The sequence below is a fragment of the Ezakiella sp. genome (assembly GCF_034180565.1).
Lineage (GTDB): Bacteria > Bacillota > Clostridia > Tissierellales > Peptoniphilaceae > Ezakiella.
In genome coordinates this window covers 31,604-56,792 of sequence record NZ_JAXFOB010000030.1, presented here as the reverse complement: position 1 = coordinate 56,792, position 25,189 = coordinate 31,604, and the positions used below count along the sequence as shown (strand labels likewise).

Sequence of the window (25,189 nt, the reverse complement as noted above, 5' to 3'; positions counted from 1 at the left end):
CACGAGATTTGTTTGATTCTCGCGTCTTTTCATTACATAGAGGTAATTATGAGTGAAAAACAAAATCGACGGAAAAAGGTCGAAAATATTATTAAACAAAATTCTTCAATAAGTAAAAAACAGGTGGCATTTATTATAGTCGGCATTTTGATGATTGCAGCTGCAATTCATTTCTTTTTATTGCCTAGTAATCTTTCCCTTGGAGGCGCGACGGGACTTGCACTTATTCTTGCAAAACTTTTACCGCTCGACACGGGTCCGCTTCTACTTATTGTAAACGCAGTATTATTTATCATAGGATTTATATTAATAGGAAATAAATTCGGATTTTTAACAGTTATTTCGACTCTCGCACTTTCGGGCACTGTTTGGCTTTTGGAAGTTTTGGTTCCAATGAACGAGCCGATTGTACAGAATACATTTTTAAACTTGGTTGTAGCAGTTCTTATCTACGGCATAGGGGTCGGTTTTGTTTTAAACCAGGGCGCATCCACCGGAGGCTCCGACATTATTGCAAAAGTTTTGTATAAATATTTCGGACTCGACCTTGGAAAGGGATGCCTTGTAACGGACTTTTTAATAACTCTTGCCGTCGGATTTACCTATGGCGTTGAGATTGCGCTGTTCTGTCTTATCGGAGTTATAATGAACGGACTCATAATCGACTATACAATCGACGGTCTTACAGCAGGCAAGCTTTGTTTCATTGCAACCGACCACCCGAAGGATGTAAGCACATTTTTGATTTTGCTTGGACGAAGTGCAACAATTTATGAAGCGACGGGCGCTTATACTATGTCTAAAAGAACTATTGTGCAAACTGTTGTCACAAACCGCGATTTTATAAAGCTTAAGAACCACTTGAAAGATTTGGACCAAAATGCATTTATGATTGTTACAAGTGCGCACCAAGTGTTCGGATTCCACTGGAAAAGTTTTGACGATTAGTAAAAAAAGACTTTTATTTTCGATTTAAATGTGGTACAATTGAGTTGTATGGTTGATATATTTAAATATATTTTGTAGGAAGGACTTGGTCGCAAGACTTATATTATAGGGGGGTTAAATGAAAAAACGTTTTTTAGCAGTTATGTTGTTTGTAATTCTTTTCAGTTTTACAGTTAAAGCTGACGAAGAAATAAGCAAAATGACGGGAATAAAAGATCACGAATACAAGATAAAACCCTATAGTGTGAGCGATTCAACGGGCGAAACGATCTATATGATTCCGCTTCGCGAGACGTGTGAAGCGCTTGGTTTTGATGTTCATTGGAACGGCAAAGGTAATATTTCCGTTTCAAAGGGAATGTTTAAGGCGACGCTCACAGTCGGTCAGGACAACTATAAAAACAGATATGGCGATCAGATAAAATTGTATTTAAGTCCGAATATGAAAGACGGAGTGACATATGTTCCTCATATTTTCTTTTACTATGTTTTGGACCTCGATGTATTTTATCTAAATGACAATTTATATTTCAGATATAAGATTGACGACATAATGCCGAAAGTCTACAACAAATATATTTATGAGATAAATAAGGTGAATGAAAAGGACGACGAAGGAAATATTAAAAAAGTTTCTAAAAAAGCTGTTCCCGTAAAATCCACCTATATTGTCTATCCTTATATTGAAAACCAAAAGCATTCATTTGTGAATAAAAAGCTTGAAACATATATAAAAGAAACTTTCAGCGAATACGACTATGACAGGCTTTATGTTAAATATGACATCGGAATTTACGACAAGAATTTTTTGAGTGTCATTTTTGACGGTTTTTTGGAAAAAGGCAAAACCAAAAGAAAGATTTTCAATTCAATAAACTTTGACTTGAAGAAGGGCACTGTTTTAAGTCCGGATGATTTTATAAAAGTTTCTTGGAAAGATAGAGAAAAGATTGTAAACAAACTCAAAGAAAGTTACAAAAGAGGGCAGTTCATGTTCGGAGATTTGAATATGTATCTTATGAAAGATGCGGTTATATTTTTCGTTCCTGAAGCCGACCCGACTCCGATGGAATATTATAAAAACTACGAAATAAATGATATGTTGTCGGAGGAATATAAGAAAAGATTTTAATTAAATTTTTTGAAAAAGTGTATCTAGGGATCCACCCATGGAAGGACCGAGCGATACAAGGGGAGATTATTCTTCCCTACACCGAAGGGAGAAAAGCCCGGGCGGGTAGGTTTTTCCTATCCGTTCGGGCTTATTTTATTTTAACGATTCAATTTTTATGGAGGTATTAAATTGAAAGCAGCAATTATTATGGGAAGCATTTCCGACAGAGAAATCGCAGAAAAAGCAAAGAAAATTTTTGACAAGTTTGGCGTTGAAACACATATGGAAGTTATTTCCGCACACAGAACTCCAAAGAGAGCTTTTGAATTTGCAGAATCAGCTGAAAAAGACGGTATCGAAGTTATTATAGCAATCGCCGGAAAAGCAGCACATTTGGGCGGAGTTATCGCAGCAAACACAATTGTTCCGGTAATCGGAATTCCGGCAAAGACGTCTGTTATGGGCGGAATGGATTCGCTCTTATCGGTAGTTCAAATGCCGAAGGGAATTCCTGTTGCAACTGTTGCAATTGACGGCGGAGAAAATGCTGCACTTTTGGCAATTTCAATGCTCAGTTTAAAATATGATGAACTCAAAAATAAATTGGGCGATTACAGAAAAGAATTACAAGACCAAGTAGTAGAAATGAACAAAGAACTTGAGGCTTAATTTATAAATTTTTCGGAGGACTTAAAATGAGTGGTATAGCGGGTGTTTATTCCGATAAAGACGGAGCTGCAGCATACTTATATTATATGCTCTATGCGCTCCAACACAGAGGACAGCAATCATGTGGTATTGCAACATACAACAACGGACTTATGGATTATTACAAAGAACAAGGTCTGGTGAGCGATGTTTTTAAAGACGACAGAGTCGCTCAAATGAGAGGAAATTTGGCAATCGGTCACGTAAGAATGGCTGCACGAGGCGAAGGCTTTGAATACCCATACAATCAACCGATTGTCGCCGGATACAGACACGGTGCACTTGGAATTGTTCACGACGGTTGTATTACCAATGCCAAAAAACTCAAAGACGATTTACAAATGCAAGGTTATATGTTCCAATCAAACCTTGACACTGAAGTTATTGCAACGCTTATTGTAAAAAACTACAATATGGATTTGGAACATTCAATCATAGACACTCTCGAAACGCTCATGGGTTCATACGCGCTTATCGTTATGGCGGAAAATGTAATTTATGCGGCAAGAGATGAGTACGGAATAAAACCTCTTTCAATCGGAGAGCTGAACGGGCGCTATCTTGTTGCAAGTGAAACTTGCGCATTTGACTCAATCGGTGCGAAATTTGTGAGAGATGTTTTGCCGGGAGAAGTCATAAGAATAACGGACAAAGGTCTCGACATTATAAGAAAGGGCGATGCCTCAAAGAGAAAACTCGGCGTTTTTGAAATGGTTTACATCGCAAGACCGGATTCGATTATCGACGGCAAGAGCATTTATTTGAGCCGTTTGAACGCCGGGAGAATCTTGGCAAAGGAACATCCGCAAGATGCGGATTTGGTAATTGGCGCACCAGACTCCGGAATAAGTTTTGCTGTAGGATATTCCGAAGAATCAGGAATTCCGTACACAGAAGGAATTATTAAAAACCGTTATGTCGGAAGAACTTTTATTCAACCGAATCAAGAACTTCGCGATTTGGGAGTAAAGATTAAACTGAATCCGATTAAAGAATATATTCAAAACAAGCGTTTGGTTTTGGTCGACGACTCAATTGTTAGAGGAACGACTATGAAGCGAACAGTAAAAATGCTTAGAGATGCGGGTGCAAAGGAAATTCACGTAAGGATTGGATGTCCGATGGTTAAATATTCATCAAATCTTATGATGGATACACCTACAAGAGAAGAACTTGTTGCAGCAATGCACACAAAGGATGAAATCAAAAAGATGATCGGTGCAGACAGCCTTGAATACATTTCGCTTGAAGGGCTGTTTAAAGCTTTCGGCGGTGATGACTTTACACAAGGGTGTTTCACAGGAAAATTTCCGGAAGGAACAATTTATAAAGGAGAAGAATAATGGCTATTTCATACAAAGATGCCGGCGTTGACAAGAACGAAGGCTACAAGGAAGTAAAACTTATAAAAGAGCATATTAAAAGAACTCTAAGACCTGAAGTTATGGCTGACATTGGAGGTTTTAGCGGATTATTTAAACTCAAAGATTACAAAAAACCTGTTTTGGTTTCGGGCACAGACGGGGTCGGAACAAAGTTAAAATTCGCATTTATGACTGATATCCACAACACAGTCGGAATCGACGCCGTTGCAATGTGTGTAAACGACATTTTGTGTCAAGGGGCGGAACCTTTGTTCTTCCTTGACTACATTGCAACCGGAAAACTTGTTGCAGAAAAAATGGCTGACATTGTTGAAGGCGTCGCAGAAGGTTGTGTTCAATCGGGATGTGCACTAATCGGCGGAGAAACTGCGGAAATGCCGGGCTTTTATTCGGAAGACGAATATGACATCGCAGGTTTTGCAGTCGGATGTGTTGAAGAAGACGAAATCATAGACTATGAAAAAAGCGTCAAGCCGGGTGACGTTCTTGTTGGACTTCCTTCATCAGGGGTTCACTCAAACGGATTCAGTTTGGTGAGAAAAATTCTCGACACAAAAAACATCGATCTTAAAAAAGTATATGACGGTTTCGACAAACCGCTCGACGAAGTTCTTTTGACACCGACGAGAATCTATAAAAAAGCTGTATTTGAAGCGCTAAAGACAAATGCAGTTCACGGTATGTGCCACATCACCGGCGGCGGCTTCTATGAAAATATTCCGAGAATGATGCCTGAAGGTATGGCGGCAAAGGTCACAATAAAAGATATTAAGACTCCACACATTTTCGATTTGATTAAAGAATGGGGCGGAGTTGAAACAAAAGAAATGTACGGAACATTCAATATGGGAATCGGATTTGTATTTGCGATTGATAAAAATGCAAAGGATGAATTTATTAAAACACTTGAAGCAATCGGCGAAGAACCGGTTGTAATCGGGGAAGTTGTGAACCAAGAAGGCGATAAATGCGTAATCGAAGAGCTATAATTTTGATTTCCGGGTCGGGCACAAATATGCAAGCGATTTATGAAAAAAATAAAGTGATAGACATCATGCATGTTTTTTCCGACAGGGATTGTTATGGTGTTGAAAGAGCAAGGTCTTTGGGACTTCAAGCGGATTATGTAAAAGACGATTTCTTTAAAACGGTTCATGAATATGTTTTAAAAGAAAAAATTGAGCTTATAATTTTGGCGGGTTTTTTAAAGAAAGTGCCTGAGTGGTTTTTCTCGGGCGCTCCGCCGATTTTAAATATTCACCCGGCCCTACTTCCGAAATATGGAGGAAAGGGTTGCTACGGAGAACACGTGCACGAAAAGGTGCTGGGTGCAAATGAAAAATTTAGTGGAGCAACTGTCCATGTCATTGATGAAAATTATGACAAGGGCAGAATTTATCTGCGTTCTTTTGTCAACATCGAGGGGTTAAAGACAAAAGAAGAAATACAACAAAAGGTGCTTCAAACAGAGCATAACGTTTACAATTTGGCTATCACAAGTTTTGTAAGGGAGGAATTATAAATGAAACATGCACTTTTTTCATGCTACTTCAAAGATGGCATTGAAAATTTCGCAAAAGAATTGGAAGAAAACGGTTATAAGATTATTTCGACAGGCGGAACTCTGAAGGCTCTAGAAAAAGCCGGAGTAAATGTGAGCGACGTTTCTGAATTTACAGGTTTCCACGATATGTTGGGCGGAAGAGTTAAAACTCTTCATCCAAAAATTCACGCAGGAATTTTATATCGCAGAGAAAAACCTGAAGATGTGAAGGAAATAAGAGAACTCGGCACAGAACCGATCGACATCGTCGTAAACAATCTCTATCCTTTCAAAGATACTTATCTAAGCGGTGCAAGCGACGACGATATCATTGAAAAGATTGACATCGGAGGACCTTCGATGATTCGTGCAGCTGCAAAGAATTTTAAATACACTACAATCATTACAGACAACGACGACTTTGAAAGAGTTATTGCTGAAATCAAGGAAAATGGAAACACAACTCTCGAAACGAGAAGAGATTTGGCAAGAAAAGCTTTTATGCTCACCGCATATTACGATGCATGGATTGCAAAATATTTCAATGAAAAATGCGGAGTTGAATTCCCTGAAGAATTAACACTTCCTCTAAAGAAAATAAGCGAACTCAGATACGGCGAAAATCCGCACCAAAGAGGATATGCATACACTCTCTACAATGGAGATGATTCAGGAATCGGCGAAGCAAAACAATATCAAGGAAAAGAACTCAGCTACAACAACTACAACGACGCATCTGCAACAATTGAAATGGTCAAGTTGTTCTACAAAAAACCGACCTGTGTCGCCGTAAAACACACAAACCCTTGCGGAATAGGTGAAGCTGACACAATTCACGAAGCATATTTAAAAGCATATGCATGTGACGACCAATCTATTTTCGGCGGAATCGTCGGATTTAACAGAGAAGTCGACAAGGCAACAGCTGAAGAACTTGTAAAACTTTTCTTGGAAGTTATAATCGCTCCTTCTTACACAAAAGAAGCACTCGAAGTTTTTGAAAAGAAAAAGAATTTGAGAGTTCTTGAAGTACCTGGAATTGGCGAAGTAAGAAAAGGCGGACTCGACATGAAAGTTCTTCCGGGAACTGTAATCATGCAAGACCACGACGACAAAGAAGATTGCAAATTAAACGTAGTTTCAAAAGCACATCCGACAGACAGTGAACTTGATGATTTAATTTTTGCACTTAAAGCTGTAAAATTTGCAAAGAGTAACGCAGTTGTTTTGGTAAAAGACGGAGCAACAGTCGGAATCGGTCTAGGAAACGTAAACAGATTCTTTGCTGTTGAAGCAGCTCTTAAACAAGCAGGTGACAAGGCAAAGGGTGCAGTGCTTGCATCTGACGGTTTCTTCCCGTTTGACGACTGCATCAGACTTCTTGCTGAAAAAGGAGTCAAAGCAATTGTTGAACCGGGCGGCTCAATCAAAGACGAACTGTCAATTAAAGCTGCCGACGAACTTGGAGTAGCGCTCCTCTTCTCAGGCACAAGACATTTTAAACACTAATATTTATACGGCGGGGATTTTCCCTGCCGCTTAAATATAATAAAATTTGGAGGTTTTTATGGAAAAGTATTTCAAACTAAAAGAAAACAATACCGATGTAAAAACTGAGATACTTGCAGGTATAACGACGTTCATGACGATGGTTTATATCCTCGCAGTAAATCCGGGCATGCTTTCAGAAACGGGCATGGACTTCGGCGGCGTTTTCACAGCAACAGCTCTTTCAGCAGGTGTTGCAACACTTATCATGGCATTATATGCTAAATATCCGTTTGCACTTGCTCCGGGTATGGGTCTTAACGCATTCTTCACATACAGCGTATGTATCGGAATGAATCAAAGTTGGCAATTCGCACTGACAGCAGTTTTAGTTGAAGGTATTATATTTATTTTATTCAGCTTGTTAAAAGTTAGAGAAGCAATTTTCGACCTTATTCCACTTTCACTTAAAAAAGCTGTTTCCGCAGGTATCGGACTTTTCATCGCACTTGTCGGACTCAGAAACGCAGGAATCATCGTTCCGAACGACGGAACAATGATAGGCCTCGGCGATTTGACGGCAAACTCTTCAATTGTTGCACTTTTGGGACTTGTTATAATTGCAATTCTTTACGCAAGAAATGTTAAGGGTGCTCTTCTTATCGGAATTATCATTGCTACAATAATCGGAATTCCACTCGGAGTAACTACACTTCCGGAAGGATTTACAGTATTCAGTCTTCCACCGTCAGTCAAAGACGTTGCATTTAAATTTGTACCGTTCAGCGAAATAATGACAAAAGATTTCTGGATTATAGTTATCACATTCCTATTTGTTGACATATTTGACACTGTCGGAACTTTGGCAGGCGTTGCTTCAAAATCTGGAATGCTCGACAAAGAAGGAAAACTTCCAAGAGTTTCAAAAGCTCTCACAGCTGATGCTGTCGGAACAATCTTCGGAGCATGCATGGGAACATCAACTGTTACAACATTTGTTGAAAGTTCAGCGGGTGTTGCAGCAGGTGGAAGAACCGGACTCACATCAGTCACAACGGGAATTATGTTCTTACTTTCACTCTTCATTGCACCGTTATTTGCAATCATTCCTGCAGCTGCAACAGCACCTGTATTGGTTGTTGTCGGAGTATTTATGATGAGCGCTGTAATGGAAATAAATTGGCACGATTTGACAGAAGCAGTTCCTGCTTTCTTGACAATTGCAATGATGCCGTTTGCATACTCAATTGCAGAAGGAATCGTATTCGGAATCGTAAGCTACACTCTCATTAAAACATTCACAGGCAAAGCGAAAGACGTATCTGCACTTATGTGGGTACTCTCAGTCCTATTTGTTTTGAGAGAAATATTCTTATAAAAACATTTTTTTATTTGGAGGACATATGCAGATAAAAAATCTTACTATAACATTAAAGAAAGACCAAAGAAAGATTATTGATGACCTCACATTTTCTATCAACGAAAACGAAAAGATTGCACTCATAGGAGAAGAGGGAAACGGAAAGTCGACAATTCTAAAAGCGATTTCAAACAAAAGTGAAAATTTAGAATATGCAAATGTCAAAGGTGAGATCAGTAAAGACGAGTCGACGATATATGTTCCGCAAATTTTAAATGCAGCAGTTCTTGAAAAGAGCGTTGAAGAGCTTCTTTATGATGAAGAAAGCCCCGAAGCCGACGTTTCGGAGTTTTATAAAATTTTAAATCAGTTTGAGCTTGAAATCGATGATTTAACAAGAATGCTCAAAACATTTTCCGGCGGTGAGAGAGTAAAGATTCTTATTTCTCTTGCAATCTCAAGAAATCCGTCGCTCTTAATTCTGGATGAGCCGACGAACGATTTGGACTTCAAATCAATTGAAGCTTTGGAAAAAATCGTAAAAAATTACAATGGAAAAGTTATTTTCGCAAGTCACGACACGCGATTTATTCAAAATGTGGCAAATAAAATCATGCACTTCGAACTTATTGAAAACAAAACAAAATCACGCGTGAATGTCAGCTCAAATGACTATAATACATATGTGCAAAATAGAGAAGAAGCGATTAAAACACAGACCCAGAGAGCGAGAAATGACGAAGCACGTATGAATGAAAAAGAAGAACGCTGGAGAAAGGTTCACGACAAAGTCGAACGGGACTTGAGAGCGGAGAGAAACGACCACATGGGAAGGCTTTTAAAAAAGACTATGCACGAGGTCAAGGCTAAGGAAAAAATAATTGAGCGTGAGAAAGAGTTTATGACGAAGATGCCGGAGTACGAAGAGCAAATCTTTGTAAACTACAACAAAGAAAGGCTTATTGAAAACGGGAAATGCGTTCTCAGTTTAAAGCTACCTGAACTCGAAATTGACGGTAAAGTTTTATCTAAAGATATAAACTTAGAAGTTTTCGGGCCGAAAAAAATTGCAATTGTCGGAATAAACGGCGCCGGGAAAACAACGCTTTTAAATGAAATAAGAAAAAACATCAGCCAAGATTTGAGAGTCGAGTATATGCCGCAAAACTACGAAGACGGTTTGGATTTATACGAAAATGCGATTATGTATCTTAAGAGCGAGCACACAAAAGACGAGGAGACAAAGATAAGAACATATCTTGCGAGTCTCAAATTTACTAAAGATGAGGTCACTCAAAAAACTCAAAACTTGAGCGGCGGCCAAAAGGCGAAACTCTTCTTTGCTAAAATGCAATTAAAGAATCCGAAAGTACTGCTTCTCGACGAACCGACGAGAAACATATCACCGCTTTCACTTCCGATGATTACGGGAGAGATGAGGGAGTTTGGCGGAGCAATCATCTTTGTTTCACATGACAGATATTTTATCGAAGAAGTCGCGGACGAGATTTGGGAACTTGGTGAGAACGGACTTAAAAGAATTTATTTTGAATAGAGAGGGAATATGAGAAAAAGAAATTTAACAAATTTAATTATATTTGGAGTTTTAACCGCTGTGTTTGTTGCAGCCGGAGTATTAATCGGAACGAATTTGAAATTATTGCAGCTTGTCGGAGGATATCTCGTCGCGTCGTCGATTTTGTTCGGCTATGCAAAATGGATAAAAAGAGAATTTATAGTGATTTTTCTCGTCACACTTATCCTCTTTGCGCTTGAATTGCTTTTAATAATAAAAAGTGCGGGTCTTGGAAACACAGCTATAAAAATTTGGACAGTTGTAGTAACAATACTTTTTGTATTAAACTACATCGGCACACTTGTGAGCTTTTTCCACAGAAGAATAAATCCGTATCGTGTGATGAGCCTTGTGTTTTACACGCTTTTCCACATTGTAATCGGATATATTATCTATACTTATATCTCGTTTATATTTTTAATTTAGAGAAATAAAAAATCTGCAAGATTATTCTTGCAGATTTTTATTTTTTATGTCTTTAAAATATTTCGCCTGTGCATAGTAGAGTTCATTATAAAGTTCATTTTCTTTGAGCAGTTCTTCATGTGGACAGAAACCCTTTACCTCTCCCATTTCGAGAAGCAGAACTTTATCTGAAAATCCGCAGGTGCTCATGCGGTGCGTTATAAAGAGTACAGTTTTATTTTGAGTTATTTCGTCAAATTTTTCAATTATTTGGCTTTCGGCAATCGGATCCAGCGCGGACGTCGGTTCGTCAAAAATCATAATTTCGCTTTCCTTGTTCATTGCACGAACCATCGCAAGCTTTTGATACTGACCGCCGGAAAATGAGGTTGCATCGTCATACAAAGCCTTGTTTAGATGAGTGTTGAGACCGTTTTTCAGGCTTACAATTTTGTCTTTCAAACCGACCTCATCAATATAATTTAAAATCTTTTTGTCGTCATAATCCTTTTCAAGTGATATATTTTCTCCGATTGTGAAAGGGAAGAATGAAAAATCTTGAAATATAGTTGAAATCAAATTTAAATAAGCATCTTTTTGAATGTCATTTATATTTATTCCGTTTAATAAAATCTCCCCACTGTCCGGAAGATAAAATCTGCAAATAAGTTTTACAATTGTGGATTTCCCCGAAAGATTCGGTCCGACAATCGAGATTCTTTCATTTTTGTGAATGATGAAAGAAACGTTTTTCAAGGTTTGATTTGTATTTCCGGGATATGTGAAAGAAACATTTTTAAATTCGAGTGTATCAAATTTAAGTGCACTTGAATTGCCGGACTTAACCCGATTTTCGGAATCGAGATTAAGAAATGTTTCGACCGGTTTAAATTCGCTCACAAGTTCTTTGAGCTCCGAACCTGAAACAATCATATCGGTCAAAGAATCTACAACTCTCGGAATAAGCATAACTATTAAAGTGAATAGTTCAACGTCAAATGTTTGTTTGCTGCTCATAAAATACGCCGTCAAAAGGAGTATTATCGTATTTAGACCGCGAAGAAGAGAAATCGCTTCGTCGTATTTGAAAGTCTTTGTTGTTTTTTCAAGCACAAGCGCTCTTTCATCAACTGTGAGAGCATCAATATTTTTTCTCATAAGCTTGTTTGTGTTGTAGACTCTGAAGTCCATTTGGTGAAACGGCATAATCGCTTCAGATATGAAATAAATAACTCGCCAGCTTATAGGCGCGGACTTCGGAGCGTATTCACCCTCGATTTTACCTCTTTTTATTGAGAGAATGATAATCGGACTGAGAATAATAAGATATATCGGAATCAGATAGTAGTTGCTTGTGTTTAGAATTAAAATCGCCGAAATGAAAAATAAAAGGGATTTGGCGAATTTTTCTATATTGTCCAAAATTCCGGAGAGAATGTTCATATTAAAAAGCGCCTGTTCCGCCTCGCGTTTTAAAACATTTGTATTCACATCTTCGACCATATGATATGGAAGTCTTATTGTTTTTAATGCAAACTTATTTTTGTATACGGTATTTATTTTTCGTCCGATTTTATTGTTGTATGTTTCCAAATATTGTGAAATGAAATGAAGGAGTGTCCATACCGCCGCAAAAAGAATTGCGGTTTTAAGTGAATCGTTTCCGTTTTTTAAAATGGAAATCAAAACTACCGGCAAAATTGCGAGAAATAAAGATTCCAATGTTTTGGAAATGCTTAATAGAGCAGATGTGAAAAGGTATTTTCCGTCAATTTTATGAATGTCTTTTAAAATTTTAAATATGTTCTTCATAGCTCGCCCTCAAATTTGTAATAATATGCCTGTTTCTCGTACATACTTTTATAAACTCCATCCTTCATCATAAGCTCGTCGTGGCTTCCTTCTTCAACGATTTTTCCATCGTTTAAAAGCATAATCTTGTCCAAAAATTTGACACTCGCAAGTCGGTGTGTTATAAAAATAGCGCTTCTCTCTTTCAAGACCGAATCAAGATCTCTGTACACACGTTCCTCCGCAATGGAGTCCAGGGCAGCAGTCGGTTCGTCCAAGATTACAATAGGTCTTTCGCTGTTATAAATGACTCTCGCCATGGCAAGTTTTTGATTGCCGCCGCCCGAAAAGACATATCCGGTCGGATTTAATATTTTTGTAAGCGGAGTGTGGATTCCCTCCGGAAGAGTTTCAACAAGTTCATAAAGGCCGACGGTCTTTAGAGCGGAAATAATTTTTTCTTCATCCTGATTTTCTCTTTCACTCGAAGAAACAATTTCCGCAATTGTGAGAGCAAGCGGTTCAACATTTTGAAACATCGGAGCGAAAAGTGCGGAGAGCGATTTGTAGGAATAATCGCTCAAATCGTTTCCGTCAATTAGAATTTGCCCCTTGTCAGGCTTGTAGTAGCCCATCAAAAGCTTTATAACCGTTGATTTTCCGGCACCGTTTAAACCCAAAAGGGCGATGTGCTCGCCTTTTGAAATTTTAAAAGACAAATCTCTAAGAATGACTTCGCTCGAGCCAGGATATGAAAAAGTTACGTTTTTAAATTCGATAGAATCTTTAAAGATTGGGGTCTTATCTATCGGATAACGTTTGTCGGTCGTGGTCATAAATTCATTAAAAACATTGTATCTCAGCTTTTCTTCGTTGTACTGAATAAAACTCTTTAAAGTTATCGAAACAGAGGCACTGAAAATGCTTAAAATTCCAGAGATTAAAATTATACTTTCCACGGTCGAATCCTTTAAAATAAAAATAATTGCGAAAATTGAAATTCCGGTCAATATGCTTAGCATAAGATTGTATACATTTTCCGCTTTATAATATTTATTCATAAATTTTATATAAGTTTCCAAAGTTTCGTTTTGGTATAGCTCATACATCTTGTCCGCCGAAAAAAGTCGAATGTCTTTTGCATTTTTTATGTCTGTTGCAAAATTGGAATAATTTGTAATTTTAAATTCGATTTTTGAGCCGTCTTTTTTATATTTTTCTTTGTATTTTGAAATCAAATCCACAAAAATAAATTCACAAACGACGATAAATAGCAGAGCAAGAAATATTTTAAAGTCCACATATATCGCGACTGCAAAAATTATTAATATAAAAGTGAGATTTGAACCGATTGTAAGGAGTTGATTGTATGCGTTTTGAAATCCGGACTCATAGCTTGCGAGAAAACTATTGCTCTCTTTACCTTTTGACATAATTTCCGAATTTTCGAACATATCATACGGCATACTCATTGAGCGGTCCAAAAACATTTTGAAATATTTATCTTTTAAATCAGCAAACCTCAAAATATTTCGATTCTTTATGAAAAAATCAATCGCAAATATAAAAAGAAATGCGAGAGTGAAAAGAGCAAAAAATTTAACGAAACCGAAGTTTTTAATCTCTTCATTTTTCATCAGTACAAAAACGATGATAAAGATATTAAAAACTTTTAGTAAAGAATCTGCGAGAAATCCGACTGGGATGAGAATTTTGTCAAAAACCCCGAGTTCGGATGATATCTTTTTAAACATAGGAACCTCCGTAATTTTTAATTTAAAAACCGTTATGTAATACAATGTGTCAATCTACTATATATATTATAACACCACCCCTGAAAAAACAACAGTATTATTTATGATATTTTCTGTTTAATTGAATAAATTCTTTTTCATAAAATAAAACCCATCCGATTACAAATTTCGGATGGGTTCTACTTATTTTATTAATTTTAATATTTCTCCAACGAGATAAAGCGAGCCGAAGATGAGGATTGTGTCATCTTTGGCGGCGAGTTCTTTGGATTTTTCGAGAGCGTCTTTTAAACTATAAAAAGAGTAGTCCGCACTCGTTTCTTTTTTCAGTGTTTCAGGGTCCAAAGCTTTGCTGTCGTTGTTTGTTGTGACGATTAAGATGTCCGAATTTTTTCGAACGACCGGCGCAATATGCTCATGATCTTTTCTCGACATTATCGCAAAAACCGTGATAAGTTTTTTGCTGTTTATTTGAGAAACGGATTTGAAAAGTTTTTCAATTGCGTCTATGTTGTGCGCACCGTCCAAAATCGTCAGCGGTTCACGTCCGATGACTTCGGTTCTTCCAATCCACGATGCTGTGTTTAAAGCTTCTACAATCTTGTCGTTGTCATATTCTATTTCAAGTTCTTTTAAAATTGTCACTATTGCGGCGAATGCAAGCGCATAGTTTTCACCGCGGAAAACGCCGAATTGTTTAGGATTTATTTTTATCTTGCGGTCCAAAAATTTCACGCCGAATTCTCCGGAAACCGGAATCATTTCTTTTTCCACAAATTTTCCGTCGACGGTGAACTCGAAATCACTCGAAGTGTAAAGAGTTGTGTTTGTCTTTTCTTTTTCTTCGGACAGCGCTTTTAATGCTTCGCCGGTGTTTAATGTGATGGTTTTTGTGCCGTTCATTATGCCGGATTTATTTTGCGCGATTTTATAAATAGTGTCGCCGAGATAGTCGCTGTGGTCGATTGAAATCGAGGTTATGACTTGAAGGATTGACGATTCGAGCGCCTTTGTGGCGTCGGTTCTTCCACCGACCCCCGCTTCGACAACGAGTATGTCTTCGCCTTTCATTTCAAAGTAAATCATTGCGGCAAGCGTTATCACTTCAAAATATGTGAAAGCGCCGCAGTCAATCTCGTCTTCGTTGTACGATACATATTTCACCAGTTTTAGAAAAACTGAATAGTCGATTTCGCCGTCGTTATCCACAATTCTTTCGGTGTAGTTTACAAGATGCGGCGAAGTGTATAGTCCAACTTTTAAACCGAACGATTTAAGTGTTTCAAAAATCGCATTCGAGACTGTGCCTTTACCGTTTGTTCCGACGATGTTCACGATTTTTTTTGGGCTTATATTGAAAAAATCGATTGCGGTTTTCATTCTCGTCAATGTTCTGTCGGGAATATTTCCGGCTCTCATCTCGAGTTTTTCGATTATTTCGTCTCCGTTTCCGACGTCTATTGAATTTAAAATTTCACAAATTTTTTCATTCATATTAATCCAGGAATCTTCTCCATTTTTCTCCCAAGATTTCGCTAGCACTTGAAACTATAACAAATGCGCGACTGTCTATGCTATAAATATATTCTTTCAGTTTCATATATTCGCGATTGCTTATACATGTGACAATGAGCGTATTTTCCTTTTTCGAATATGCGCCCACATATGGAATAAGGTTTGCGGTTCTGTCGAGTTCATTAACAAGATAGTCCGAAATTTCTTTGTGCTTGAGCGAGTTTATAAATACAAATCTGCTTGTGTTCATACCGCTTATCGTGACACTGACCATAACGCTGTTTACTATGATACCTATTACACTGTACAAAAAGATTTCAATTCCGAATGCATTTGCAGCTGCAAGAACGATTAAAGCATCGGTTATTAGACAACCGGCACCAAGGTCGAGACCGAAAAACTTTTGCAAAATTTTTGCAATAATGTCCGTGCCTCCTGTTGAGGTGTATTGGTTTAAAACTATTCCAACGCCTACTCCTTGAAGCATTGTTCCCATAATTGTATTTAAAAGTAAATCATCTGTTAGTGGGTTTTTGACGGGTAAAAAATATTCCATAAGCCAAACTGCACCGGAGAGGGCAGCGGTTACTAAAACCGTTTTTATGCCGAATTCTTTTCCGATAATCATGAAACCTACAGCAAAAAGTATAATATTTAATAGTGCAAAAATAGGTCCGTAATCAAGTGGAATATAGTGACTAAGAACAACTGCAAGTCCGCTGGCTCCACCGGTTGAAAGATTTGACGGAACCAAGAAAAAGTGTATACCACTTGCAACCATTAAAACTCCAAGTCCAATTAGTAATACTTCCGTAAAAGTAGTTTTGTGTTTGATTTTATCAACACTGATGTCTCTATCCATACCATACCTCCAATAAAAAAATTACATCTCGATATCGAGACCGAGATGCTTCTATATCTATTTTATATTATATCATAAAAAGCGTGTTTTTCAAGAGTTTAAACAACAAACAACGACTCGTCGGCGCTCTTTTCAATCGAGATGAGTTCCATTGTAAGAGTTTCATTTTTTGTTGTCAATTTGACCTCGATAAGTTTTTCATCTTTAAATTTATATTCATAGACGTCGCCGTCTTTTTCAAATTTTTCAATCGTTATGTCGCCGTCTGTCGAAACCTCGGGTGCAGTTTTTCTAAAGAGAAGGATTCCGGTGAATACCCTTCGAAGGTCGTCACCTTGGTAAGAGCCTTTTTGTATAAAATCTTTTTTCACTTCGCCCGATTCGTCGATGGAGTAGAGCGTGCGCTCATTGTCGAAACTTCTAAGTCCGATGGTTCCATCGTTTTTATATGCGGCTCTTGCAAAATTTGAGCCTTTTCTAGAAAAGATAAATTTGTTCGACTCGCCGTCATCTTTTGAAATATTAAGCGTAATCGTGTAGTCCGAGCCGAAGTCATTTTCATTTAAAAATCTTGTATAATTTGAATCCACATCGGGTTTTGAAAGAGCGGAGTTTGAACAGCCGGTGAGTATAAATAATAGAATAAGGAAAATAAATTTCTTCATAAAACCTCCATAAAAGTTTTAAAGAAAAAGCTCACATAAGTGAGCCTTTTTAAATCTTTAATTATTTTGAAAGCAATACTTCCATAATCTTCATCATATCTTCTTGGTCTTTTATGCCGCCTGTTTCAACTGCACTGTGCATGCCCCAAAGCGGATTTCCGACATCGACGATTGGAATGTCGATTTTTGAAGTTGTGATTGATGCGATTGTTGAACCGCCGCGTTTGTCGCTTCTGTTGTGGAAAGTTTGTGTTGAAACTCCCGCTTCGTTTGCGAGTTCTTTAAACACTGCGATTGAAACTGCGTCGGATGTGTATGCGCCGTTTGCAGCAATCTTTATTACAGGACCTTTGCCGATGACCGGTCTGTTTGTCGGGTCTGCGAAGTTTTGATAGTTCGGATGGAAAGCGTGTGCTTCGTCGCTACTTATCATAAATGAATTTGAAAGCGCGATACGATAGTCTTCATATGTTCCGCCCATTGCGACAGCAATTCTTAAAAGTGTGTCGCGAAGGAACGGTGAGAAGGCGCCTTGCTTTGTCATCGAGCCGATTTCTTCGTTGTCGCCCACATATGCGACTGCGGTCATTTCGCCCGCCTTTGCATTTATAAGAGCCATTATATTTGCATATGCCATTGCGAGGTTGTCAAGTCTTCCGCTCATCAAAAACTCGTCGTGAACTCCGACAACATGTGCCTTTTCGCATGAAACAACATAGAGCTCGTGGGAAAGAATTTTTTCTCCGATTTCTTCTTCGATTGATTTTATAAGGTCGAAATCTCCATCCATTGTGCAAACCGGAAGGGTGTTTTCTTGAGGATTTATCTCAACGCCTTTGTTTGCTTCTCTATTCATATGGATTGCGACCGACGGAATAAAAATCATGCCGTCTTTGCCTTTATAGTGAATTGTTTTCGGTTTTAGAGCGGATTCTCCCTTTACAGTCACTTTTCCTTCGACTGTGAGTGGTCTGTCAAACCATGTGCTTAGGAGTGGACCGCCATAAACTTCCGTGTTTAAACAAACTGCGGATGCGCGATTCATCGTCGGATTTTGTTTGATTCTAAAGCAAGGGGAATCGCTGTGGCTTCCGACAAGTGAAAAACCTTTTTTTATATCATGACCGAGTCTAAATGCCATGATTGAAGATTCGTTTTTCGTAATAAAATACTTTCCGCCATCTTCGAGATTCCACTTTTCATTTTCATTAATTTCTTTGAATCCTGCTGTCTCGAGTTCCTTTTTTAAGTTCTCAACTGCACTCATATTTAATCTTGACGAATCAAGAAAATTCATAAAATGTTTTAAATCCATTCTACATACCTCCATAAAATTATTATAACATATTCGTAAAAATAATTCTTTAAATATTGGAGAAAAAATTATGTGATTTATTGAAAAACTGTAACATTTTTTGGTTGAAGAAAATAATAATAAATGATAATATATAGGAGAGGTGTGAAATGTCAAAAAAATATACCGGCTTCATAGTCGCACTGACATTTTTGATGTTGGTTGTCGGGATTTATTTTCTCGACGGACCGGAGGCAATAAAAAACGTAATTTCAAATGTAAATATAAAAACAATTAAAACGGTCATCGTAATGATGATTATGTATTGGCTGATGCAAACTCTTATCACAAAGGAAATCGCAAATAATGTGGGGGAAAATCTCTCCTTCAGACACGCACTCAAAACCTTTATGATTGGGGAATTTTTTAGTGCAATCACTCCTCTTTCAACAGGTGGACAGCCGATGCAAGTTATATACTTAAACAAAAAAGGAATGACAAGCGGAAAGGCGACTTCAATTTTGGGAATTCAACTTTTCTTCTATCACATAGGAAGAATGGTTTTGACTTTGGCGCTCACTATTTATTTCAGGGATTTTTTCTACACAGGCGGTCATCCTTTCACCGTGTTTATCGTGCTCGGGATTATTATGAATTTGGGACTCACGATTTTTATGCTTATAGCGGCGTACAAACCCGAAAAACTCTTAAAATTCTCGACGTCAATAGTAAATTTTTTAGCCAAGATTAAACTCGTAAAAAATAAGGAAAAGCTCATAAGACGTCTTCGAGAAGAAGTTAGCATGTTTTATAACTCAATCAAGGACTTCCGCGGACAGGAAATAAAAGTTTATTTAATACTGATTTTGCAAAACATTATTTCGTTTGTGTTTTTTTATGGAGTCAGCTATTTTGTATTTCTTTCGTTCGATGTGAAAATTGATTCATTCCTTCTTTGTGTTGCGGCGCAAACCACAATTGCACTCGTGAGCGCATACATTCCAATGCCCGGCGGAAGCGTAGGAGCCGAGGGAATATTTTATCTGATTTTCAGTCAAATCGTGCCTGAGGGGGCACCGATTTTGATGGCGATTTTACTTTGGAGACTGATTTCTTACTACTTCACAATCATCGCCGCATTTCCTTTTACACTCAATCTAAAATAGTTTGGAGACATATATGAATTTTTTTGTTATTGGAATAAATCATCACAAGACGCCTATTGAAATAAGAGAGCGTCTTTCTTTCAGAGATACGGATATAATTGAATTTACAGAGAAGTTTGCTTTTGAAAAAAATAATGAAATTGTGATTTTGTCGACTTGCAACAGGTCCGAGATTTATATTTATTCGGACAATATTACAAGTGACGAACTTTGGAACTTTATCGAAAAATATTTCAAGACAAAAATTGACGAGGAATATAGATTCTACAAGACGGGAACCGATGCGCTTCGCCACTTGTTTTATGTTGCAATCGGTCTCGACTCGATGGTTGTGGGCGAAGATCAAATTCAAGGGCAGGTTATAAACGCCTATGAAACTGCAAAACAACTCGGCGGCGCAAAAAAATATTTAAACAAAGTTATGCGTGAAGTGATTTCATTTTCAAAATATGTAAAAACAACTTCGCATGCTTCCGATATGCCGTCTTCAACGGCGTATTTGGGAATCCGAATGATTGAAGAGAAGCTCGAGCTTTTAAACAAGAACGCTCTCATAATCGGCATCGGTCAAATGGGCATGCTCGCATACAAGTACTTAGCGGAAAGAGGCGCAAATATTTCAATTGCAAACAGAACATACGAGAACTCGGTGAAGTTTAAGGGCGACAATGAAGATATAAATATAATTTTATACAGCGATGTCAATAAATACATCAAAGAGTGTGAGGTGGTGGTTGTTGCAACGTCATCGCCGCACACGATTTTGGACGAAGGGGATTTTATTCACTCATCCAAAAAAACATATGTGCTTGACTTGTCGGTGCCGAGAGGAGTAGACAAAAATGCGGGTGAGCTGCCGAATGTTGAACTCTATGACATCGACTCGATAAATATGGTTGCGAAGGAAAACTTGAAAGAAAAAGAGAAGATTTTAAAGGCATATGTTCCCGAAGTTGAAGAAAAAATCGAAGAGATTTTAACTTGGGAAGAAAACACGAGGATGGACCCGGTTTTTAACAGTGCGCAAAACTATATCGAAAGACTTGCGAACGACACTGTTTCATATATAAAGGCAAAGACGAATCTCTCGAGCCACGAGCTTAGAAAGGTTGAAAAAATTGTTAGATATTCAATTAATAAAGCGTCGAGGGAGCCGCTCATTTACGCAAAAGAGATGGAGCCGTCAAAGATGAAAGACGACGTTATAAAGTTTTTTGAGGAGATATACAATGAAAATTAAAATAGGTACAAGAGGAAGCAAACTCGCTCTCACACAGACAAATATGGTTAAAGATATGATTGAAGAGGCGAATCCTGATGTTTCCTGCGAGGTCGTCGTCATAACGACAAAGGGCGACGTCGATTTAAAAAATCCGATTCACAAAGTGGGAAAGGGAGTTTTTGTAAAGGAAATTGAAGACTCGCTCCTTCGTGGGGACATAGATTTGGCAGTTCACTCGATGAAGGATATGCCGAGCGAAGAAACGGAGGGGCTTATGTTTTTTGATCCGCCGAAAGCGGAGGATTCAAGAGACGTGCTTATTTCTTCAAAAAAAATCGAAAAAATTACTGAAATTGAGCCTGGCATCGTTGGCACGGGCTCGCTTCGAAGAAAACTGCAACTCGAAACGCTTTGCCCGAATATTTCTACGACGTCAATCAGGGGAAATATTGAAACGAGAATGTCCAAAGTAGGCGAAGAGGGAATTGTCGGAGTTGTGCTTGCATATGCCGGAATTTTAAGAGGGGGCTATGGCGACAAAGTTTCATATGTGTTTGATAAATCGGAAATTGTGCCCTCAGCTTGTCAGGGAATTTTGGCAATACAGGGCAGAAGAAATGATGAAAAAATTCTTGAGATAGTTTCGAAAATAAGAGACGAGGAAACGACGGTTCGAATGAATATCGAAAGGGCGTTTCAACGTGAGCTGAACGCCGGTTGCCACAGTCCGATGGGCTTTAACGCCGAGGTCGATTTAAAAACGGGTAAGGCAGTTTTAAGGGCGTGTTTCGGAGATGAATCGAAAAATATTCTTTTAAAAAAGAGTATGTGTGTAAAAATTTCAGAAGCGGAAGATGCCGCAAAAAATATTGCGCGGGAGTTTAAAGATGCAATCGGAAAATAGCGTGCAAAGAAAGTTTGTCGTCACAAGAAACCGCGAAAAATCTTCAAGACTTGCATCCGGTTTAAGAGATTTGGGAGTGGAAGTTTTTGAAATTCCGACAATTGAAATTGTTCCGATTAACGAGGATGAATTAAAAAAATGTTTGGATGATTTTTCGTTCACGCATTTGGTGTTTCATTCGCAAAATGCAATAAAGATTTTTATGGATGCGTTTTTAAAAGCGCACGATTTGACGGAATTAAAAAATGTGAAAATATATGTGGTCGGAAAGGCGACAAAAGAGGCAATTGAAAAATACGGTCTTAGCTGTGTCGCACCGAAGGAGAAGTTTACGGGCGATGAACTTGTAAAAATTATAAAAGAGGACGGCTTTAAAGAGCGAAAAATCTTTTTGCCGCACTCACGGCTCACCCGAAAAGAACTTTTGGAGGAGTATAGAACGCTCGGAGAATTTAAAAATATTTCGATTTATGACAGCGTTATTCCAAAAGAAATTGAAGAATTGCCGGAGGAGTTTTCAGATATAATTTTTACCGCAACTTCAACCTTTAAGAATTTTATAAAAATGTATGGCAAAGACAGTTTGTCGGGGAAAAAGATATTTTCAATCGGTCCAATAACGACTGACTCGGTTAACGAGTATGGTTTAGAGGTTTATAAGGAGTCGAAATATTCGACTATAGATTCTATAATTGATTGTGTAGAGGAGGATTTTAGAAATGAGAATGAGAAGAATAAGAAATAATAAGATTTTAAGGGAAATGACACAAGAGACAAGTTTAGATGTAAAAGATTTTATTTATCCGCTTTTTGTCGTTGAGGGCGAAAATATAAAGCGTGAAATTCCTTCTTTGGTGGATCAATACCACTATTCTGTGGACATGCTCGACGCTGAAATTGAGGAACTCGAAAGCCTCGGCATAAGAGCGGTCATACTTTTCGGAATCCCTGATAAAAAAGACAGCGTCGGAAGCGGTGCATACGATGAAAACGGAATCGTTCAACGCGCTGTAAGAGAAATAAAAAAGAAACATCCGGACTTTATCGTTATCACAGACGTTTGCATGTGTGAATACACAGACCACGGTCACTGCGGAATTCTTGACGATTGCGGATGCGTTATAAACGACGAAACTATAAAATATATCGCGCGCACGGCTCTTTCTCATGCAAAGGCGGGCGCCGACATTGTTGCACCGTCAGATATGATGGACTTTAGAGTGAGAGCGATAAGAGAAGCGCTCGATGAAAACGGATTTAAAAATGTGCCGATTATGAGTTATGCCGCAAAATATGCGTCTGCTTATTACGGACCTTTTAGAGATGCTGCAGGCTCGGCACCGAGTTTCGGCGACAGAAAAGGTTATCAAATGGATTTCCACAACTCCGACGAAGCGATGAAAGAAGTGGAATTGGACCTCGAAGAAGACGCCGATTTTATTATTGTAAAACCTGCACTCGCATATCTTGACATAATCCGCCGCGTGAAGGAAACATTCAATACAAATCTCGTTGTTTACAATGTGAGCGGCGAATATGCGATGATTAAAGAAGCGATAAAGAAGGGGCTTTTAAACGAAAGCATTATTTATGAAAATATGATTGCGATGAAGAGAGCCGGCGCAAAGCTCATAATCACATATCATGCAAAGGAAATGGCAAGACTATTAAAGGAGAGAGCATAATGAATTTATATGAAAGAGCTTTAAAAGTTATTCCGGGCGGAGTAAATTCACCGGTCAGAGCATTCGGCTCGGTCGATATGGACCCGATATTTTTTGAAAAAGCTGACGGCGCTTATATCTATGATGTTGACGGCAACAAATACGTCGACTTCATCGATTCATGGGGACCGATGATTTTGGGACATCGCCCGAAAGAAATTGTGGAAAATGCAAAGCACTATCTCGACGAAGCAATAACATTCGGTTTGCCGACGGAAGTCGAAGTTGAGATGGCTGAACTTTTCACAAAGTACACAGGAACCGAAATGGTTCGTATGGTAAACTCCGGAACCGAAGCGACAATGAGCGCAATCAGACTCGCAAGGGGTTACACGGGACGCGACAAATTTATAAAATTTGAAGGTTGCTACCACGGACACAGCGACGGGCTCTTAGTAAAATCGGGCTCGGGCACTCTCACATACAACGCACCATCTTCACTCGGCGTGCCGAAGGGAATTACGGACTATACAATTGTGTGTGAGTACAACAACATCGACGACGTGAAGGAAAAAATTGCAAAATACGGCGACGACATCGCATGCGTTATAATTGAACCTATTGCGGGAAATATGGGCGTTGTTGTGCCGGATATGGAATTTATAAAAGAACTCAGAAAAATCATCGAAGAAAATGGAATCATTTTAATTTTCGACGAAGTTATAACCGGATTTAGAACGCAATTCGGCTCGATTTCAAAGGACTTCGGTGTAAAACCGGATCTCTTTTGTTTCGGAAAGATTATAGGAGGCGGTCTTCCGGTCGGTGCATTTGCAGGACCGAGAAAGATTATGGAAAAGCTGTCCCCGGTCGGAGGAGTTTATCAAGCGGGAACACTTTCGGGAAATCCGCTCGCAATGAAAATGGGAAGGGACACATTAAAGACTCTTGAAGCACACAAGGACATCTACGACAGACTGGAAGAAATGGCAACAAGACTTGAAGCAGGTTTCAACAAAAACCTTAAAGAAACAGGAATTCCGGGAAAAGTCACAAGATATAAATCGATGATGAGTCTTTTCTTCGGTGAATTCGATGAAATAAAATCGTACAACGATGTAAAAAAAGCGGACACAAAAATGTTTGCAAAGTATTTCAGAGAGATGATTAAAGAGGGCTATATGTTTGCGCCGGCACAGTTTGAAGCAATTTTCTTCCAAGCTGCACACACCGACGAAATCATCGATGCCACAATCGAAGCAAACTTGAGAGCGCTTAAGAGACTCTAATGAAACCAAGAATAATCACACGTGAAGACATTCCTGTCGTAATGAAAATGATAAGCGAAGCGAAGGTCAATATGAAGAATATGGGAATTGACCAATGGCAAGACGGAAGTCCTTCTACAGAAACTTTGGAAAAATATGCAAATGCGAAAAACGGTTTTATAAACGAAGATTTGACCGCATTCGGTGCGCTTGTCGAGCACGATCCGGACTATAAAAAATATTTGAGCGGGAACTATGTCGTGCTTCACACATTTGTGGTGGACCAAAGTCTTCGAGGTAAAGGCGTTTCGGACGAATTTTTTGATGCGATTTTAAAAATTGCAATTGAAAGGAAATACGAAATCTTCGGAGTGGACACGCATCGAGACAACAAAGCGATGATGGCGTTTATCGCTCGACACGACTTTACAAAACTCGGAGAAGTTTTTATAGACGGTGTGAAACCGAGAATTGCATTTTATAAAAAACTTTAATTTTTGCTGCGGCAATTGTCGCAGTTTTTTATTGTGGAAAATTGGAGATTGTTGTGCTATAAT

The 25,189-nt window shown here is 38.4% G+C and carries 23 protein-coding genes; 17 read left to right on the top strand and 6 right to left on the bottom strand.

The genetic code is table 11. From position 1 onward, the window contains the following. The first annotated feature begins 48 nt into the window (after positions 1-48). The 10 genes from SPI61_RS06315 (at position 49) to SPI61_RS06270 (ending at position 10,548) form a co-directional block, all read left to right on the top strand. Positions 49-948 (top strand): YitT family protein, encoded by a 900-nt coding sequence (locus tag SPI61_RS06315; protein WP_321137278.1) that lies wholly within the window; start codon positions 49-51, stop codon positions 946-948. A gap of 118 nt (positions 949-1,066) precedes the next feature. Continuing rightward, positions 1,067-2,080, top strand: a complete 1,014-nt coding sequence (locus SPI61_RS06310; protein ID WP_321137277.1) for a copper amine oxidase N-terminal domain-containing protein — start codon at positions 1,067-1,069, stop codon at positions 2,078-2,080. Positions 2,081-2,251: 171 nt separating this feature from the next. Beyond that, a complete protein-coding gene (purE, locus tag SPI61_RS06305) occupies positions 2,252-2,731 on the top strand; it encodes a 5-(carboxyamino)imidazole ribonucleotide mutase (RefSeq protein ID WP_321137276.1) in 480 nt (159 codons plus the stop codon). 26 nt (positions 2,732-2,757) lie between these two features. Continuing rightward, complete coding sequence (gene purF, locus SPI61_RS06300) at positions 2,758-4,113, top strand: amidophosphoribosyltransferase (protein WP_321137275.1); 1,356 nt, start codon at positions 2,758-2,760, stop codon at positions 4,111-4,113. Next, positions 4,113-5,144 carry a phosphoribosylformylglycinamidine cyclo-ligase gene (gene purM / locus SPI61_RS06295; RefSeq protein ID WP_321137274.1) on the top strand — a complete coding sequence of 344 codons (1,032 nt, stop codon included), beginning with the start codon at positions 4,113-4,115 and terminating at the stop codon, positions 5,142-5,144. The genes purF and purM overlap by 1 nt, the downstream gene beginning before the upstream one ends. Then, the gene (locus tag SPI61_RS06290) at positions 5,123-5,677 is read left to right on the top strand and encodes a formyltransferase family protein (RefSeq protein ID WP_321137273.1); all 555 of its coding nucleotides are present in this window, start codon (positions 5,123-5,125) and stop codon (positions 5,675-5,677) included. The genes purM and SPI61_RS06290 overlap by 22 nt, the downstream gene beginning before the upstream one ends. Next, complete coding sequence (gene purH, locus SPI61_RS06285) at positions 5,678-7,207, top strand: bifunctional phosphoribosylaminoimidazolecarboxamide formyltransferase/IMP cyclohydrolase (protein WP_321137272.1); 1,530 nt, start codon at positions 5,678-5,680, stop codon at positions 7,205-7,207. It begins immediately after the preceding gene. A gap of 58 nt (positions 7,208-7,265) precedes the next feature. Beyond that, a complete protein-coding gene (locus SPI61_RS06280; RefSeq protein ID WP_321137271.1) occupies positions 7,266-8,564 on the top strand; it encodes an NCS2 family permease in 1,299 nt (432 codons plus the stop codon). A gap of 25 nt (positions 8,565-8,589) precedes the next feature. Continuing rightward, the gene (locus tag SPI61_RS06275; RefSeq protein ID WP_321137270.1) at positions 8,590-10,101 is read left to right on the top strand and encodes an ATP-binding cassette domain-containing protein; all 1,512 of its coding nucleotides are present in this window, start codon (positions 8,590-8,592) and stop codon (positions 10,099-10,101) included. A 9-nt stretch (positions 10,102-10,110) separates the two neighbouring features. After that, a complete protein-coding gene (locus SPI61_RS06270) occupies positions 10,111-10,548 on the top strand; it encodes a hypothetical protein (protein ID WP_321137269.1) in 438 nt (145 codons plus the stop codon). A 21-nt stretch (positions 10,549-10,569) separates the two neighbouring features. On the opposite strand, the gene SPI61_RS06265 is transcribed toward SPI61_RS06270, so the two are convergent. From SPI61_RS06265 to SPI61_RS06240, 6 genes are all read right to left on the bottom strand, one after another. Further along, positions 10,570-12,339 (bottom strand): ABC transporter ATP-binding protein, encoded by a 1,770-nt coding sequence (locus tag SPI61_RS06265; RefSeq protein ID WP_321137268.1) that lies wholly within the window; start codon positions 12,337-12,339, stop codon positions 10,570-10,572. Then, positions 12,336-14,072, bottom strand: coding sequence for an ABC transporter ATP-binding protein (locus SPI61_RS06260; RefSeq protein ID WP_321137267.1), 1,737 nt, complete (start codon positions 14,070-14,072; stop codon positions 12,336-12,338). The genes SPI61_RS06265 and SPI61_RS06260 overlap by 4 nt, the downstream gene beginning before the upstream one ends. A gap of 183 nt (positions 14,073-14,255) precedes the next feature. After that, positions 14,256-15,566 (bottom strand): bifunctional folylpolyglutamate synthase/dihydrofolate synthase, encoded by a 1,311-nt coding sequence (locus SPI61_RS06255; protein ID WP_321137266.1) that lies wholly within the window; start codon positions 15,564-15,566, stop codon positions 14,256-14,258. 1 nt (position 15,567) lies between these two features. Continuing rightward, on the bottom strand, positions 15,568-16,449 hold the full coding sequence (locus SPI61_RS06250) for a YitT family protein (protein ID WP_321137265.1): 882 nt from the start codon (positions 16,447-16,449) through the stop codon (positions 15,568-15,570). A gap of 98 nt (positions 16,450-16,547) precedes the next feature. Further along, positions 16,548-17,114 (bottom strand): hypothetical protein, encoded by a 567-nt coding sequence (locus SPI61_RS06245; RefSeq protein ID WP_321137264.1) that lies wholly within the window; start codon positions 17,112-17,114, stop codon positions 16,548-16,550. Positions 17,115-17,175: 61 nt separating this feature from the next. Further along, positions 17,176-18,429 (bottom strand): M18 family aminopeptidase, encoded by a 1,254-nt coding sequence (locus SPI61_RS06240; protein ID WP_321137263.1) that lies wholly within the window; start codon positions 18,427-18,429, stop codon positions 17,176-17,178. 149 nt (positions 18,430-18,578) lie between these two features. Between SPI61_RS06240 and SPI61_RS06235 the strand changes: the two genes are divergently transcribed. Genes SPI61_RS06235 through SPI61_RS06205 form a run of 7 tightly spaced genes read left to right on the top strand, consistent with a single transcriptional unit; the run spans position 18,579 to position 25,126 of the window. Continuing rightward, the gene (locus SPI61_RS06235; RefSeq protein ID WP_321137262.1) at positions 18,579-19,574 is read left to right on the top strand and encodes a lysylphosphatidylglycerol synthase transmembrane domain-containing protein; all 996 of its coding nucleotides are present in this window, start codon (positions 18,579-18,581) and stop codon (positions 19,572-19,574) included. Positions 19,575-19,587: 13 nt separating this feature from the next. Next, on the top strand, positions 19,588-20,814 hold the full coding sequence (gene hemA / locus SPI61_RS06230) for a glutamyl-tRNA reductase (protein ID WP_321137261.1): 1,227 nt from the start codon (positions 19,588-19,590) through the stop codon (positions 20,812-20,814). Then, positions 20,804-21,700 (top strand): hydroxymethylbilane synthase, encoded by an 897-nt coding sequence (gene hemC / locus SPI61_RS06225; protein WP_321137260.1) that lies wholly within the window; start codon positions 20,804-20,806, stop codon positions 21,698-21,700. The genes hemA and hemC overlap by 11 nt, the downstream gene beginning before the upstream one ends. Next, complete coding sequence (locus SPI61_RS06220) at positions 21,684-22,445, top strand: uroporphyrinogen-III synthase (RefSeq protein ID WP_321137259.1); 762 nt, start codon at positions 21,684-21,686, stop codon at positions 22,443-22,445. Before hemC ends, SPI61_RS06220 begins: the two co-directional genes overlap by 17 nt. Next, positions 22,420-23,385: a porphobilinogen synthase gene (hemB, locus tag SPI61_RS06215; protein ID WP_321137258.1), complete on the top strand. Its 966-nt coding sequence runs from the start codon at positions 22,420-22,422 to the stop codon at positions 23,383-23,385. The genes SPI61_RS06220 and hemB overlap by 26 nt, the downstream gene beginning before the upstream one ends. Continuing rightward, the gene (hemL, locus tag SPI61_RS06210; RefSeq protein WP_321137257.1) at positions 23,385-24,653 is read left to right on the top strand and encodes a glutamate-1-semialdehyde 2,1-aminomutase; all 1,269 of its coding nucleotides are present in this window, start codon (positions 23,385-23,387) and stop codon (positions 24,651-24,653) included. The genes hemB and hemL overlap by 1 nt, the downstream gene beginning before the upstream one ends. After that, entirely contained in the window at positions 24,653-25,126 is a 474-nt protein-coding gene (locus SPI61_RS06205; protein ID WP_321137256.1) for a GNAT family N-acetyltransferase, read from the top strand. The genes hemL and SPI61_RS06205 overlap by 1 nt, the downstream gene beginning before the upstream one ends. Positions 25,127-25,189: the final 63 nt, after the last annotated feature.